The sequence below is a fragment of the Cryobacterium sp. Hh38 genome (assembly GCF_004403235.1).
GTDB classification, from domain to species: Bacteria; Actinomycetota; Actinomycetes; order Actinomycetales; family Microbacteriaceae; genus Cryobacterium; species Cryobacterium levicorallinum.
This window is the reverse complement of record NZ_SOHD01000024.1, coordinates 13,117-28,337: the sequence shown is the minus strand read 5'-3', so window position 1 is coordinate 28,337 and position 15,221 is coordinate 13,117. Positions and strand designations below refer to the sequence as shown.

The window sequence follows — 15,221 nt, the reverse complement described above, 5'->3', positions numbered from 1 at the left end:
CGGCCACCGGACAGGCGGCCGACCTACGCGAGCCAACCATCTCGCTGATTGAGCTTACAGAGATCACCATACGACCGACCGCCGCAAACGGTCAAAATTACCGATTTCGACGCCGGAACACGATAATATCCGTAGATATGTACGAATCAACGGGTAGCGCGGTCTTTCGAGGCCACATTTTTCACATAGCCGGCGCTCCCACAGTTGCGCAGGCCCATTCGCAGCTCGTTTCGGTGCCCGACGGGGCCCTCGTCACGGCCGACGACGGCACGATCGCCTGGGTCGGCCCCTTCAACGAGCTGCCGGCCGCGTTCACTGCACTGCCGGTGGCCCGAACCGGGTTCATTTTGCCGGGTTTCGTCGACACTCACATTCATTTTCCGCAGACCTACACAACGGATGCCTACGGTGGCGGCCAGCTGCTCGAATGGCTCGACGAGTGCGTCTTCCCGGCCGAGTCGCGGCTGGAAGACCCGGGGTTTGCCCGGCAGGTGGCGCGCGATTTCACGCGGCGGCGGGCATCCGTCGGTACGACCAGCGCCCTCGTGTTCGGCTCGGCGTTTGCGCCGGCGCAGGACGCCCTGTTCGAAGAAACGCAGAAGGCCGGCCTTCGCCTGGTGAGCGGGCGTGGCATCCAGACCGTCGGCACCGACTCCGCGAAGGCGCTGGTCACGAGCGAGCAGGCCGCGATCGCGCTCACGGCGGCCGAGATCGACCGCTGGCACGCCGTCGACACCGGTGACGCCCAGACCGCGCTGCTGCAGGTCGCGATCGTGCCCCGGTTCAGTCTGTCGGTGACGCCGACAACCCTCGCAGGCCTCGGCGAGCTCTACGACTCGGTGCGCGGGCGAGGCGTGTACTTTCACAGCCACCTCAACGAGAACGACCGGCCGGGCACGGGAGAGATCGACGCGGTGCGCTCGGTGTTCGGCACGAAAACCTACCTCGACACCTACGACGGATGCTTCCTGCCGGGCTCCGCCCGCGGCGGCTCGTCCTTGCTTGGCCGCCGCAGCATCCTCGCCCACGCCGTGCACTGCCAGAATTCGGAGCTCGCCCGTCTCGCCGACACCGGCACGTCGATCGCGCACTGCCCGACCTCGCAGGCGTTCCTCGGCTCCGGCACCATGCCGTGGCGGCGCACGACCGGGTTCGGGGTGAACGTCGCGATTGGAACGGATGTCGGTGGCGGCGACGAATGGCTCGTCGCGCGGGTGCTCAACGACTGCTACAAATCGCACCTGTCCGAGCCCGGCGACGCCGGAGTGGCACTCGACCCGGCCGCGCTGCTGTTCACCGGCACACTCGCCGGGGCCCGCGCGCTCGATATGGAGGCCCGGTTCGGCAACTTCGACCTCGGCAAGGATGCGGATTTTCTGCTGATCGACCCGGACCGCTGGGACCCGCTCGCACTCGTGCTGGCGAACGCCGTGCGCGCCGACGACGCGGTGCTGGCCGCCGAGCAGACCCTGTTCGCGCTGCTGCTCGCCCTGCGCGAGCCCGCGATCACCGGGGTTTATGTTCGTGGCCGCAGGGTGAGCGTGGAGTAGTCGAGTCGGGTGACGCATCCGCCCGTCGAGCCGTGAGTTCCAGCCCATTTTTCGTGATTTTGAGGCCAAGTCTCACGGCTCGGCACGGCTCAGCTACCGCGATAGGTGGAGTACGCGAACGGGGCGAGCAGCAAGGGCACGTGATAGTGCTCCGACACGTCGGCGAGGTCGAAGGTGATCGTGACCTCCGGGTAGAACGTGGCCTGGCCGGACCGCGCGAACCAGGCCCCGGTGGCGAACGTCACGCGTTACCAACCGGCGGGAAGCGCGACCGGGCCGAGCGCGGCGAGGCGGCCGTCGGCATCCGTTTGGCCGGTCGTGAGCAATTTAGCCAGCTCGGCATCGTCCGCGTCGGCCGAGGCCTGTTCGCGGCGGGAGAATCCATCGGTTGGGGTCTGGATGATGCGCGGATGGTCCGCGAGGGCTTCATACACCTCGAGCCGGGTCAGCGGGGTCGCGGCCCGCCGCGCAGCGTCAACGAGCGCCCCCGCCTGGCCTGTTCGACCGCGGCGGGCGTGAAGACCTGGCCCCAGGCGACCTCCCGCACGTGCACCTCGGCGCCGGCCCGCTCTGAGAGAATCATTGCCAATGTCTCGAGTTGTCCGTCGCGAGTGTGCCAGGCTTTCGAGCGTTTGCCATCCTGGGCCTGAAAATCGAACGAGTACGAGCTTCCGGACTCGATGTCGCCCACTTGGCATCCAGAGTCCAGCGGAATGTGACGACCCTTTTCGCGTTATTTCGTTCCCGAACCCGGGGGTGTTGTCACTCGATGCTCGCTGTGATCTACCACGTCTGGTTCCGCTCGCAGGACATCGGCGATCTCTTCCTCCGGACGCGGGGCGATGGTCTGGTCGACCTCGAGCTGTGGGATGGACGGCTCACCCGGGCCGGGAACGTGGCGCTGAGGGGAATGTTCGAAGTGGAGGGACACGGCGAATCCTTCGGTCGGTAACATTCACAGCGTATGCGCTTTTACGGCGGAGTAGCCAGGTTTCGAGCACATCGCTACGGCTGCGATCAGCCTGTGCCACACAACGTCAAGGATCTCGACGCCGGAGTCCATGGTGAGCACGCCCACATCGCGCGCAGGGCTGGAGTGGGCGGGGCAGAGCTAGGGACACATCCGCTCGACGAGCGGTGAGTCTTGGGGCCAAAACGGCACAAAACAGGCCCAAACCTCACGTCTCGGCGCCCGAAACTCACGGCTCGGCGGAGCCATGTAGTTGAACATGGCGCCACGCCGCGGCTCGTGAACCCTACGATGGCAGACATGCACAAGCCGCCAACACCCAACCACGTGGCCGGACTCGTGCTCGCCGCTGGTGCTGGCTCCCGCTATGGCATGCCCAAGGCGCTCGTGCACGATGCCTCTGGCCGATCCTGGCTGCAGAACGCCGTCGACGTGCTCGCGGCCGCCGGATGTTCCCCGGTCATCGTCGTGCTCGGCGCCCGCGGTGCCGAGGCCGCGGCGCTGCTCAAAACGGATCCCTTGGCCTCAAGGGACGGTGCGCGAGCCCGCAGCACGAACCGGCCAACAGCATCCGTTTTGGTCGTGCAGGCCGATGATTGGGCCGAAGGACTCTCTGCCTCCCTGCGCGCCGGCCTGCGCTGCGCCCTCGACCACCCCGAGCTCACGGCTATCGCGGTCGTTCCCGTTGACGTACCCGACCTGAACGCGGCGACGGTGGCTCGCCTGATCGGCAGGACCAACGAGACGACGGATGCGCCCGGCTCCGCCGCCGCGTCGGCCGGCACACTGCGTCAGGCCCGTTTTTCCGGCCAGCCGGGGCATCCCGTGGTGATCGGCCGGTCGCATTGGGTGTCCCTCCTTGAGACTCTCTCCGGCGATTCCGGCGCGCGACCCTATCTGCGCGCGCACGACGTCGAAGCGGTCGAGTGTGGCGACCTCGGCACCGGGGCCGACGTCGACCGGCCCAGGGAACCACCGGGCCCACCTTCGGAACATGGGCCCATGATCTAACTTGGGCCCACATTCCGGGCCCGGGCCCGGAACAAATGGTGAGGTCCCGAACCCTCGTGGCTCAACGAAACTGCGCCTGAACTACCCCCGTGCCACCACCCGAGTCAGCGCCGCGTAGGCACGCGCCGCGCCCGGCTGCACGGTCAGCGACACCGCGAGGGTGTCGAGACGGGCGCGCGTTTCGCCGGCGAGTTGCAGCATCCGCTCACAGGCGTCGCGCAACGCGAGAACGGTTGCGGTATTGGGCGGCAGCGATGTGCCGAAGCCCGCCGCGTCGAGGGCGGCTGCGCCGGCGAACTGGTCGGTGGAGAACGGCAGCACAACGAGCGGCACGCCTGCCGTCATCGCCTCGGTCACCGAATTGTTGCCCCCGTGCGTCACCGCGAGCACGGCCTCCTGCAGCAGGCGTACCTGCGGCAGAAACCCGCGCACCAGCCAGGAATCAGGAATGGGGCCGAGCGTTTCGCGGTCGGTCGCTCCGACAGCCATGGCCACCCGCACCGGCAGCCCGCTCAGGGCCTCGGCGACGCGGGCGAGCACATCACCGCGCACCGAGAGAAAACTTCCGAAGCTCACGTAGACGACGGGCCGAGAATCAGCCGCCAGCCAGGCTTCGACCTCGGGGTCGACGGCCTCGGATCGCACCGCCGAACCGAGAAACCGGTGGGGTGGAAGCTGGTCCGTGCGCGCCGACGAGTGCAGTTCGCCCGGATAATTGAGCAGCAGCAGATCCCCGCACTCTTGAAAGGCATCGAGGGTCGGTGCCGCGGACGGATCGAGTTCAAAAAGCGCGTCGTTCCACTGAGCGGTGAACGAGTCGCGAACGGCCGCACACTGCAGCTCAAGCAGCGCCAACTCGCCAACGTCGGGCGAGAACACGGCGGGCCAGGCCGGCGGGTAACCGTAGATTTCCGGGCCGACGGGCAAGGCAGACGGATGCCCGAGCACCACATCGGCGTGCGGCACGCCCGCACTGAGCAGCCCGAGCCGGGCGCTGAAGGCGAGGTGGTCGACGATCACCTGGTCGGGCTGCACCCGTTCGACGATGCGCTGCACCTCGCGGGCGATCGCGACCGGGTTATAGAGCAGGTCGCTGCTGCGGGCCTCAGCCTGAAAGAGCAGGGTATCGACCATTCCGCGGCGGGTGGCGTCGAAAAACCCGCGCAGGGCGTCATCTTCGCCGGCGGGCTGCTGCTCGACCCGGATGGTGCCGGGGTTGGAACCGCGGCCCAGCTGCAGGTTCTCCCGTTGGAACCCGAACGCGGCCACAATGTCGGCCGTTGCCGGTCCGCTCGCCACCACGACGCGTTCGCCGGCCTGCGCCCAGGCGGTGCCGAGCGTCGCGAGCGGGTACAGGTGCGAGGCGTAGTCGGGGCTGATGATGAGCAGGGTCATGAGACGCTCAGCTCCCAGGCGACCGGCTCGGTCGCCACGGCGACGTCCCGGTAGACCGAACCGAGTGTGCTCGCCATGGCTTCGATCGTGAAGTTGTCGGCCACCATGCGCCGGGCCAGGTCGGCGTACTCGCCGCCGTGCACTCCGGCCGCCACGGCGAGGGCATCTCGGATGCCGGAACCGAGAGCCTGCGCGTCGCCGGTGTCGACCAGAAAACCGGTCACGCCATTCTCGACGTAGGTGGCCGGTCCGCCGCCGTTCGGCGCGACGACCGTGAGGCCGGTCGCCATCGCCTCGAGCAGCGCGATGCCGAACTCCTCCTTCATGCTCGCGCAGACATACACACCGAACGGCGCAGCGAGCCCGGGCCGGCCGTAGCGGATCGCGGCCAGCCAGCGGGCGACCGTGTCGTTGGCGCGATGCCCGGCCAGAACCAGGCCGTGGGCCGCAGCGTCGTCACGATTCGCCCCAGACAGGGACCGGGACATGCGAGCCAGCTCAATGCCCTCGTCAAAGGACGGATGCTCCAAATCACCGCCCACAATCAGCAGGTTGCAGCGCTCTTGCAGGGTCGGGTCCCCGGTCCAAGCTTCGACCAGGGCCGCCATGCCCTTGACGCGGTGCAGACGGCCGACGCTGATCAGCAGCGGCAGTCCGTGCCGGGACGGCGGAAGGGTGCCCAGCAGCGCGTCGAGCTGGTCGAAGGCAAGCGCGGCGGACGCAGCGCGAGCATCGTCCATATTCGTGCGGTCGATGCGGTCAAGGTCGTGGTCGAAGTGATCAATCGGGTCCTGGTCGTGGCTGAGGTCGTCGTCGCTGGCGACCAAACCGTTCCCGCCGGACTGGCTAAGCGATGCCAGGGCATCCGTTCGGGCACGGTCGATCACCGCGAGGTCGATGCCCTCTGGAATGACCGAGTGTCGTTCCGGGTGTGCGTCAATGTCGATTCCGATCAGGCGCTCAATGTCCTGCTGCAGGTGCGGGCGCGGAAAAAGCACGGTGTGCGCGGCATCCGCGGCGAGTCGCTGCACCAGGCGGGCACGAAACCAGAAGTGTTCCACCGCATCAACCTCGCCGAAGTTCGTTCGGGTGAGCGCGCCACTCGATTCGAGCGAGTCGATCACGCCGTGCGGGTCGGGGGCCACGGTGAAGACGACCGGAATGTCCAGGTCGCGGGCCACGGTCGCGGCGGCGAGGCTGCCGACATCGGCCATGCGGAGGTGAATCGCGTCGACGACTCCGGCCGAGCGCAGGATACGCCGAATGCCGCGTTGCGCTGCGACCCGCCGAGGCCAGGAGTCGATCGACGGCACCGGACCACCGACGAACGGAACCGCCGCGAAGGAGTGCCCGCGCCGGGTCGCTCCGACGTCGGCCAGTCCATCAAGCGCTGACTCGTGGCTGCCGCGGGACATGGTGATAACCCGATCGACCCGATCTTCGCGGCCCGTCCCGAGACGGCTTCCGACAAACGGCGCACGCAAAGCGGATGCCGCGGCGCTCTCCGTTCCGCTGCCTCGGCCGGCCGGCTCGGCGACGAGGGCGTCACCGAGCCGCACCAGCAGGGTCGCGATGCCGCCGTTGTCGCCAGCACCGACCTGGGAGAGCTCCCCGTCGATGTCGGCGTGCAGAAAGAGTTGGGCGATTGTGGCGCCCTGGTTCCACTTCGGGCGTGGTGCGGTCGTCGCCGTCAAGTCGAACAGGGCCAGCCGAGCAACGGCCGCGAGTTCGCTCGCATTGTCGTCCTGAGAGAGGACGCTCAGTATTTCGAGCACAGCTTCGCTCGGGGATCGGTCCCCGAGGCCGGCGATGGCGGCGGCGCGAGCGGGCAGGCTCTCGGCACGGTCGGTGGCCACCCGCCGCAGCAACCGCTCGGGAATGCGGCCGGGCATGAGGCCGATGGTCTCGATGAGGCGGGTGCGGGCATCCGTTTCGGTCATGCCGAGCAGGGAACCTTCGAGGAACAGGGCCACCTGATCGGCGGCCGAAGATCCCCACTGTTCCAGAGTGCGCTGGGCGAGCATGCCGGTAAATCCGCCCTGCCGAACGAGCGTGACGAGGTCGGCGATGGCGTCATAGCGCGGCAGGCGGCTGCCGAAGGCCCAGGCGGAGTGCTCACGCAGAAAAGCCGAATCGTGGTGCAGCAAGGCAACAAGCACCTCGTCAGCGGAGTCGTCGAAGACCTGGGCGAGGGCGTGCACTGCGGCGATGGCGGTGAGCTGGTCGCTCGGATCGGTCGAGGCTTGTGCCAGCAGGCGCACAGCCCGGGCGCCCCCATCGCGGCTGGCTGCCACGGTGAGGTCGTCGGCGCGTCGAATTCCCTCGAGCAGCGTTGCGGCGGATCGTTGTTCGTCGAGTGCGGTGTGGGTAGCCATTGACTGCTCCTTTTCGTTAAACTCGTCGAATCAATCGTGGCGATTCGGGGTTGCCACGAGCGAACATGGGTAAATTTCGGAACTTTGGGCGCGAGAGGTCGAGGATCCCGAACACGAAAGCGAACGAAACAGGTATAGCTAGCCTAGCTAGCTAATTCCCCATTCGCCATCATTGCATGAATGAGGGCGCCAGGGCTGACAGACTGCCCTGATCGGTGCCGAGCACTCAAGACAAAAAAAGAACCATGCCCCAGTGAATGGGGCATGGCTCTATCTGTTTATATCTGCAAATGTCGGGTTTAGCCGAACAGGGCCGTCACCTTCGCGAGTGTCTGAGAAATGCCAAAGGCCAGCGGGATCCCTACTAGCGCCCAAGCCACAATGACTTTTAGAACCTTCATGCGTGCGCCTTCCAAGCTGTTGCACCGACGAGCGGCTTTTCGGGTTCGTGAAAGTCGGTGTGAACCGGTCGCACGAAAAGGTTCGCCACAAAGCCAACAACGAGCAGCCCAACCATGGTGAGCAGGGCCGGCTGATAGGCCGCAGCCGTCAACTCACCCGGAGCGCCCTGAGCATCGAGGAACGAGTTGACAATGAGCGGACCGGCAATGCCGGCCGCCGACCAGGCCGTCAGCAGGCGACCATGGATTGCCCCCACCTGAAAGGTTCCGAACAAATCCCGCAGGTAGGCCGGAGCGGTAGCGAAACCGCCACCGTAAAAAGAAATGATGATGAAGGCCAGTACAACGTAGAGCGCCGTCGTACTCGATCCGAAGAGCGCCAGCAGCACATACAACACCATGCCAACGCCGAGGTACACCATGTAGATGTTCTTGCGTCCGGTCTTGTCCGACGTGGCCGACCAGGCGAATCGTCCGCCCATATTAGCGAGCGACAACAGGCCCACAAAGCCTCCGGCAACGGCCGCCGAGACCAGCGAGTTGCCGTCGCTCTGCCGGAAGAAGTCCTGGATCATCGGTGCGGCCTGCTCGAGAATGCCGATACCGGCCGTGACGTTGCAGAACAGGACGACCCAGAGCAGCCAGAACTGACGCGTGCGAATGGCGTTCCTGGCTGAAACGTGGTTGCTCGTGACGAGGGCCTTGACCCGCACCTTCGACGGATCGAAACCGGCCGGCACCCAATCAGCAGCCGGAACCTTGATCGTGAAAGCTCCGAACATCATGTACGCGAGATAGATCACGGCGAGGGTGAGAAAAAGCTTGCCCACGGAGTCGCCGCTCGCCACCCAGTTCGCTGCCCCGGAGTTGGGGTCATAGAAGCCGAGGAGCGCCGTCGACACTGGGCTGGCGATGAGGGCGCCGCCGCCGAAGCCCATGATGGCCATGCCGGTGGCGAGGCCCGGGCGGTCCGGAAACCACTTAATGAGCGTCGAGACGGGCGATATGTAGCCGATGCCGAGGCCGATACCGCCGATGAAGCCGTAGCCGACGTAGACCAGCCACAGCTGGTTCGTAAAGATTCCGAGCGAACCGATGAGGAATCCGCCCGACCAGAACAGAGCCGCGACGAACATGGCCTTGCGCGGCCCGTTGGTGTCGACCCAGGTACCCATGATGGCCGCCGACAGGCCGAGCATCACGATGGCGATTGAGAAGATCACCCCGATCTGCACCAGGCTGGCGTCGAAGTGCGCCACAAGCGCGGTCTTGTAAACACTCGTGGCGTAGGCCTGGCCAATGCAGAGGTGCACGGCGAGTGCGGCCGGCGGAATCAGCCAGCGGTTGAATCCGGGTGGGGCGATGGTGCGGTCTCGGTCGAGCCAGCTCATGGAGATATCCTTGCTGCCGGTATGGCGATAGCGACTCTGCTGTGCGTTTCGGCTGTCCACGATGGCCGTGGACGTACTCCGCAAACGGATTGACTTAACAGTCTGCGGAGGCAATCCTAGAGGATTCATCGAGCACATTTCGTTCCAAAATCTCGCCCATTTGGTAATTCGGGGAAATTCCCCTTGGCGGCAAGGCAGTATATATATATGACACGTTCAGCACCTATCGACGACATCAACGAAAATAATCTTGTCGTCACCGCGCCCAAGACCCACGCTGCTGGCATCCAAGCCGTAGCGGTGGCGCTCGATCGGGGTATTGCCCAGGCTGGTCTCGTTCGCACCGCACGGTCGCTGCTGCGCCTCAACCAGCGCGACGGCACCGACTGTCCCGGATGCGCGTGGCCGGAATCACAGGGACATCGCAAGACCGCAGAATTCTGCGAAAACGGCGCGAAGGCCGTCGCTGAAGAGAGCACGCTTCGCACGGTGACGCCCGAGTTCTGGGCAGAGCATTCCATCGCCGAGCTCGCCACCAAGACCGAGTATTGGCTCGGAAACCAGGGCCGCATTACGCACCCCGTCGTCATTCGCCCGGGCGACACGCACTACTCGCAGATCTCCTGGGATGATGCTTTTGAGCTCATCGGTGAGCAGATTCGCGCCACGGTGCCCGACCGCACCGTCTTCTACACGTCTGGCCGCACCGCCAACGAGTCGGCGTTCATGTACCAGCTGTTCGCCAGATCGATCGGCACCAATAACCTGCCCGACTGCTCCAATATGTGCCACGAGTCCTCCGGCTCAGCACTGAACCCCACGATCGGCATCGGCAAGGGTACGGTCTCGCTCGAAGACATCCACCAGGCCGAACTCATTATGGTTGTCGGCCAGAACCCGGGCACCAACCACCCGCGCATGCTGTCCGCCTTGGCCGAATGCAAGGACAACGGCGGCAAGATTGTGGCCGTCAACCCTCTGCCCGAAGCGGGACTGTTCAACTTCATGGACCCGCAGACTCCGAAGGGCGTCGTCGGCAAGGGCACCAACCTGGCTGATGAGTTTCTGCAGATCAAGGTCGGCGGTGACCTGGCCCTGTTCCAGGCGCTCGGTCATCTGTTGCTCGAAGAGGAGGCCCGCGTACCGGGGTCGGTCATCGACCACGAGTTCGTCGCCGCGAACACCGACGGAATCGACGCCTATCGAGCCGCCCGATCGGTGATCGACTGGGCCGAAACGAAAAAAGCCACCGGCCTGGACCGTGCCGCGATCGAGACGGTGGCGCAACTGCTCATCGCGAGCAAGGCCACCATCATCTGCTGGGCGCTCGGACTGACCCAGCAGCCGCACTCGGTGAACACCCTCAAGGAGATCATCAACCTGTTGCTCCTGCAGGGCAACTTCGGCAAGCCCGGCGCAGGCGCCTGCCCGGTACGCGGCCACTCCAACGTGCAGGGCGACCGCACCATGGGTGTGTGGGAAAAGCCGAAGGAGCCCATGCTCGCCGCCCTCGACGCCGAGTTCGGCATCGTATCCCCGCGGGAGCATGGCCTCGACTCCGTCGACACGGTGGATGCCTTCGTGCACGACCGCGTCGACGTATTCGTCTCCATGGGCGGCAACTTCGCCCTGGCTTGCTCCGATACCGACCTGCTGGAGAAAGCCATGCAGCGCGTCGGTCTCACCGTGCATGTGTCGACCAAACCCAATCGCTCGCACGTTATGCACGGTTTGACCTCGCTCATCCTGCCGACGCTCGGCCGAACGGATACCGATGACAAGCATCCGTCGGGCCGCCAGGTGCTCTCAGTGGAAGACTCGATGTCAGTCGTTCGCACCACTCAGGGACGCCTCGAGCCGGTGTCTGAGCACCTCCTCGCCGAACCGGTGATCATTGCCCGCATGGCCAACGCCACGCTCGGAGAAGACCACCCCGTCGATTGGAAGGCGATGGCGGAAGACTACGACGTCGTTCGTGACCACATCTCCCGCGTCGTACCCGGCTTCGTCGACTTCAACGTTCGACTCAAGACCAAGAATGGGTTCGTGCTGCCCAACCCGCCGCGCGATACGCGCAGCTTTGCCACCGATATTGGTCTGGCCCGGTTCACGGTGAGCCCGATCGAGTACCTGTCGGCGCCAGAGGGTCACTTGATTCTGCAGACCATCCGCAGCCATGACCAGTACAACACCACGTTCTACGGTCTTGACGACCGCTACCGCGGCATCAAGAACGGTCGTCGCGTCATCCTCATCCACGAAGACGATGTCACCGAGCTGGGCTTCGCCGACCGCGATATGGTCGACGTGATCAGCACGTACCAGGGCGTCGAGCGTCGAGCCAACACGTTCCGCCTCGTGGTCTATCCGACACCGCGCGGTTGCGCGGCTGCGTACTTTCCGGAGGCGAACGCACTCATGCACCGCGAGCTCGTGGCCCGCGAATCGAACACCCCCGGTTACAAGGCCATGACCGTGCGCTTCGTTCCGGCCGGCGCCGCTGCCTAGCCTGAGTCAGGCGGCCTGCTCGTCACTGTGTGCGTCGATGATCCGGTCGCCGCCGGCATAGACGACCATGGAGTTGCCGCGGAGAAAGCCGACCAGGGTCATGCCAACCTCGACGGCGAACTCCGCGGCGAGTGACGAGGGCGCCGAGACCGCCGCGAGCACGGGAATGCCCGCCATCAGGGCCTTCTGGGTGAGTTCGAAACTCGCCCTGCTCGATACCATGAGCACCGTGCCGGTCAGCGGCAGCCTGTTCTCCTTGACCGCCCAGCCGATGACCTTGTCGACGGCGTTGTGCCGGCCGACGTCTTCGCGCAGCACGAGCATTTCGCCGGAAGCGGCATCAAACAGGCCGGCCGCGTGAATGCCGCCGGTTTTCTCGAACACGTTCTGCCCCGCGCGCAGCTTGTCGGGAAAAGTCGTGAGCAATTCGGCAGTCACTTGCACCGCGTCATCCGCTATCTCAAAGACTGATTTGGTGCGCACGGCATCGATGCTCTCCTTGCCGCACAGGCCACAGGAACTGTTGGTGATGAGGGAGCGCTCCAAGCTCCGTTCCGGTGGCGCGACGCCGGTACCGAGGGTGACGTCCAGCACGTTATAGGTGTTGACCCCGTCGATCGCCCCAGCGCAGTAGCGGGCCGAATTAAAATCGTCGCCCTGCGTGATGACGCCCTCCGAGACCAGAAACCCCGCCGCAAGGTCGATGTCGTTACCCGGGGTACGCATCGTGACGGCAAGGCGGCGGCCGTTCACTCGAATTTCCAGAGGTTCTTCGACCGCAAGCAGATCCTCGCCAGCCAGAGGCTGGGCACCGACGGTGATTCGGGTAATTTTGCGTCGCGCGGTAATTCTGTTCATTCTTAAAGTCTCCCACGCTGGTGCCGGTACCGCACTCCAGCCTTTCCGATTAGCCGCCGATGTAGGACATTTCGATTTTCTTGGCACCAGACGCCCGCAGCTCACTGGTCTTCGCGCTCCGCAGCTGCGAATAGCGGTCGGTGCGCTCCCGCCAGAGGTGCGCCATAACGGTGGAGAGTTCTGCGTCGGAGCATCCGCCGCGCATGAGCGCCCGCAGGTCGTGGCCCTCGGTGGCGAACAGGCAGGTGAACAGCTTGCCATCGGTCGACACGCGGGCGCGCGAGCAGGTCTGGCAGAAGTTCTGGGTGACGCTCGAGATGACGCCGATCTCGCCGCCGCCGTCCTGGTAGCGCCAGCGGCGGGAGGTCTCGCCGCTGTAGTTCGGGGCGATCTCTTCAAGCGGCAGCTCGGCGTGGATGCGCGCGATCACGTCCTTCGACGGAACGACGGCGCCCATCTCCCAGCCGTTGCTCGAACCGACGTCCATAAACTCGATGAACCGCAAAATGTAGGGGGTGTCCTTGAAATGCCGGGCCATGGCGACGATGTCCTGGTCGTTCTTGCCGCGCTGCACGACCATGTTGACCTTGATCGGGCCGAGGCCGACGGCTTCGGCCACGTCGATGCCGTGCAGCACCTTCGCGACCGGAAACTTCACGTCGTTCATGGTGCGAAACGTGGTGTCATCAAGCGAGTCGAGCGACACCGTGACGCGCTTCAGGCCGGCATCCTTGAGCGCCTGCGCCTTCACGGCCAGCGCCGACCCGTTCGTGGTCAGGGCAATGTCGATCTCACGGCCGTCGGGGGTGCGCAGCTCGGCCAGCAGGGCGATGAGGTCTTCAAGCCCCCTACGCAGCAGTGGTTCACCGCCGGTCAGCCGAATCTTCTCAACGCCATGGGCGACGGCCACGCGCGCGAGCCGGGTGAGTTCCTCGAAGCTGAGCAGTTCGTCGTGTTCCATGAACGCGAAGTCCCGGCCGAAGATCTCCTTCGGCATGCAGTAGACGCAGCGAAAGTTGCAACGGTCGGTGACACTGAGGCGCAGGTCGTGCAACGGCCGGTTCAGCCGGTCGGTCACGGTGCCGGTGGGCGTTTCCAGGTCCACCGGAATGTCCGAGCGCTCTCGATAGAAGCGCGGAGCTGGTTGTGCAAGGTCGGCGCCGGTCATGTTTCCACCCTAACCCCGCGCTCCGCCCGGGGATACCGAGAACACCGGTTCTAAGCTGATGCCGCGGCTCGCGGCCTGATTCCGTGGCTAATTCAGGAATTATTTCAATTTCTGAACGGATCCGACGCTATTCGCGCAGATTCGGGTCGGATTTCCTGAATTAGCCACGCGATGAGCGGATGCTGATGACGCCGATACAGGAATGGCCCGCCCGGGAGAATTCCCGGGCGGGCCATTCACCTATCTGCTGTTAGCCCTTGACGTAGCCGTTGGGGTTCAGCACGTATTTCGTCGCCGCGCCGGCGTCGAATTCGGCGTAGCCACGCGGGGCATCTTCGAGGCTGATGGCCTGGGCGTTGACAGCCTTGGCAATCTGTACCTTGTCGTGCAGGATCGCCATCATCAGCTGGCGGTTGTACTTCATCACCGGGCACTGGCCGGTGGTGAACGACAGCGACTTGGCCCAGCCGAGGCCCAGCCGAATCGACAGTGAGCCCACCTGAGCGGCCTTTTCCTTGGCGCCCGGGTCGCCCGTGACGTAGAGGCCGGGAATGCCGAGGGCACCGCCAGCGGCGGTGACCGTCATGAGCGAGTTGAGCACGGTGGCCGGAGCCTCGTGGTCGGCGTCCTTACCGTGACCACGCGCCTCGAAGCCCACGGCGTCAACACCGGCGTCGACCTCTGGCACGCCGAGGATCTGTTCAATCTGCTCCCCCGGCTCGCCTTTACTGAGGTCGATGGTCTCGCAGCCGAAGCTTCTGGCCTGCGCGAGACGATCCGCGTTCATATCACCGACAATGACGACGGCCGCACCGAGCAGCTGCGCCGAGACGGCGGCCGCGAGGCCCACCGGTCCGGCTCCGGCCACGTACACGGTCGTTCCGACGCCGGCACCGGCAGTGTAGGCCCCGTGGAATCCGGTCGGGAAGATGTCGGACAGCATGGTGAGGTCCATGATCTTTTCGAGCGCCTGATCCCGGTCGGGAAACTTCAGCAGGTTCCAGTCGGCATAGGGAACCAGCACGTACTCGGCCTGGCCTCCCACCCAACCGCCCATGTCGACGTAACCATATGCACTACCAGGACGGTCCGGGTTGACGTTGAGGCAGATGCCGGTCTTGCGTTCCTTACAGTTGCGACAGCGACCGCAGCTGATGTTGAACGGCACGGACACGATGTCGCCCACCTTGATGAATTCGACGTCGGGGCCTGCTTCGACCACTTCGCCGGTGATTTCGTGACCCAGCACCAGGTTCGCCGGTGCGGTCGTGCGGCCGCGCACCATGTGCTGGTCGGAGCCGCAGATATTGGTGGTCACGGTCTTGAGAATGACTCCGTGGGGCACCTTGCGTCCCACGTTTTCCGGGTTGACGCCCGGCCCGTCTTTCAGCTCGAAACTCGGGTAATCAATGTCGATTACCTCGACGACACCCGGGCTCTTGTAGGCGACTGCTCTGTTCCCCGTCATGAACTACCTTCCTGGTTTTACGCTGATCAGGATGATGTGTTGGGCACGACCCGATCGGCACTGGATGTTCCTGAACGCTGCGTGCGACGGCAGCTCCTCCACTCCATCACCGCTCAACTGAAATTA

13 protein-coding genes are annotated in these 15,221 nt (G+C 65.0%); 4 read left to right on the top strand and 9 right to left on the bottom strand.

Annotated elements, in window-relative coordinates; translation table 11 throughout:
- The first annotated feature begins 137 nt into the window (after positions 1–137).
- On the top strand, positions 138–1,550 hold the full coding sequence (locus tag E3T41_RS08205) for an amidohydrolase family protein (protein ID WP_134478071.1): 1,413 nt from the start codon (positions 138–140) through the stop codon (positions 1,548–1,550).
- Positions 1,551–1,639: 89 nt separating this feature from the next.
- On the opposite strand, the gene E3T41_RS18525 is transcribed toward E3T41_RS08205, so the two are convergent.
- The 3 genes from E3T41_RS18525 to E3T41_RS08190 are packed head-to-tail and all read right to left on the bottom strand — an operon-like array spanning position 1,640 to position 2,241.
- The gene (locus tag E3T41_RS18525; RefSeq protein WP_134478069.1) at positions 1,640–1,795 is read right to left on the bottom strand and encodes a hydroxyisourate hydrolase; all 156 of its coding nucleotides are present in this window, start codon (positions 1,793–1,795) and stop codon (positions 1,640–1,642) included.
- A 3-nt stretch (positions 1,796–1,798) separates the two neighbouring features.
- Positions 1,799–1,984 carry a hypothetical protein gene (locus tag E3T41_RS18520; RefSeq protein ID WP_134478067.1) on the bottom strand — a complete coding sequence of 62 codons (186 nt, stop codon included), beginning with the start codon at positions 1,982–1,984 and terminating at the stop codon, positions 1,799–1,801.
- A gap of 11 nt (positions 1,985–1,995) precedes the next feature.
- Positions 1,996–2,241, bottom strand: coding sequence for a hypothetical protein (locus E3T41_RS08190; protein WP_134478065.1), 246 nt, complete (start codon positions 2,239–2,241; stop codon positions 1,996–1,998).
- 87 nt (positions 2,242–2,328) lie between these two features.
- Here E3T41_RS08190 and E3T41_RS17885 point away from each other — a divergent pair, with 87 nt between their 5' ends.
- Both E3T41_RS17885 and E3T41_RS08185 read left to right on the top strand, forming a co-directional pair.
- Positions 2,329–2,502 (top strand): hypothetical protein, encoded by a 174-nt coding sequence (locus tag E3T41_RS17885; RefSeq protein ID WP_166791519.1) that lies wholly within the window; start codon positions 2,329–2,331, stop codon positions 2,500–2,502.
- Positions 2,503–2,820: 318 nt separating this feature from the next.
- Positions 2,821–3,531, top strand: coding sequence for an NTP transferase domain-containing protein (locus E3T41_RS08185; protein ID WP_134478063.1), 711 nt, complete (start codon positions 2,821–2,823; stop codon positions 3,529–3,531).
- Positions 3,532–3,612: 81 nt separating this feature from the next.
- Here E3T41_RS08185 and E3T41_RS08180 read toward each other — a convergent pair whose 3' ends face one another.
- The 3 genes from E3T41_RS08180 to E3T41_RS08170 all read right to left on the bottom strand — a co-directional run bounded on the left by E3T41_RS08180 (position 3,613) and on the right by E3T41_RS08170 (position 9,093).
- Positions 3,613–4,926, bottom strand: a complete 1,314-nt coding sequence (locus E3T41_RS08180) for a glycosyltransferase (RefSeq protein ID WP_134478061.1) — start codon at positions 4,924–4,926, stop codon at positions 3,613–3,615.
- Positions 4,923–7,301 (bottom strand): glycosyltransferase, encoded by a 2,379-nt coding sequence (locus tag E3T41_RS08175; protein ID WP_134478059.1) that lies wholly within the window; start codon positions 7,299–7,301, stop codon positions 4,923–4,925. Before E3T41_RS08175 ends, E3T41_RS08180 begins: the two co-directional genes overlap by 4 nt.
- Before the next feature lie 397 nt (positions 7,302–7,698).
- A complete protein-coding gene (locus tag E3T41_RS08170) occupies positions 7,699–9,093 on the bottom strand; it encodes an OFA family MFS transporter (protein ID WP_092450706.1) in 1,395 nt (464 codons plus the stop codon).
- Positions 9,094–9,300: 207 nt separating this feature from the next.
- Here E3T41_RS08170 and E3T41_RS08165 point away from each other — a divergent pair, with 207 nt between their 5' ends.
- A complete protein-coding gene (locus tag E3T41_RS08165) occupies positions 9,301–11,601 on the top strand; it encodes an FdhF/YdeP family oxidoreductase (protein WP_092450708.1) in 2,301 nt (766 codons plus the stop codon).
- Positions 11,602–11,607: 6 nt separating this feature from the next.
- Here the strand turns inward: E3T41_RS08165 and fdhD are convergent, their stop codons facing one another.
- The 3 genes from fdhD to fdhA all read right to left on the bottom strand — a co-directional run bounded on the left by fdhD (position 11,608) and on the right by fdhA (position 15,095).
- Complete coding sequence (fdhD, locus tag E3T41_RS08160; protein WP_134478057.1) at positions 11,608–12,459, bottom strand: formate dehydrogenase accessory sulfurtransferase FdhD; 852 nt, start codon at positions 12,457–12,459, stop codon at positions 11,608–11,610.
- Between the two features lie 49 nt (positions 12,460–12,508).
- A complete protein-coding gene (moaA, locus tag E3T41_RS08155) occupies positions 12,509–13,627 on the bottom strand; it encodes a GTP 3',8-cyclase MoaA (RefSeq protein ID WP_092450712.1) in 1,119 nt (372 codons plus the stop codon).
- 250 nt (positions 13,628–13,877) lie between these two features.
- Positions 13,878–15,095 carry a formaldehyde dehydrogenase, glutathione-independent gene (gene fdhA, locus E3T41_RS08150; RefSeq protein WP_092450714.1) on the bottom strand — a complete coding sequence of 406 codons (1,218 nt, stop codon included), beginning with the start codon at positions 15,093–15,095 and terminating at the stop codon, positions 13,878–13,880.
- Between the last annotated feature and the right edge of the window lie 126 nt (positions 15,096–15,221).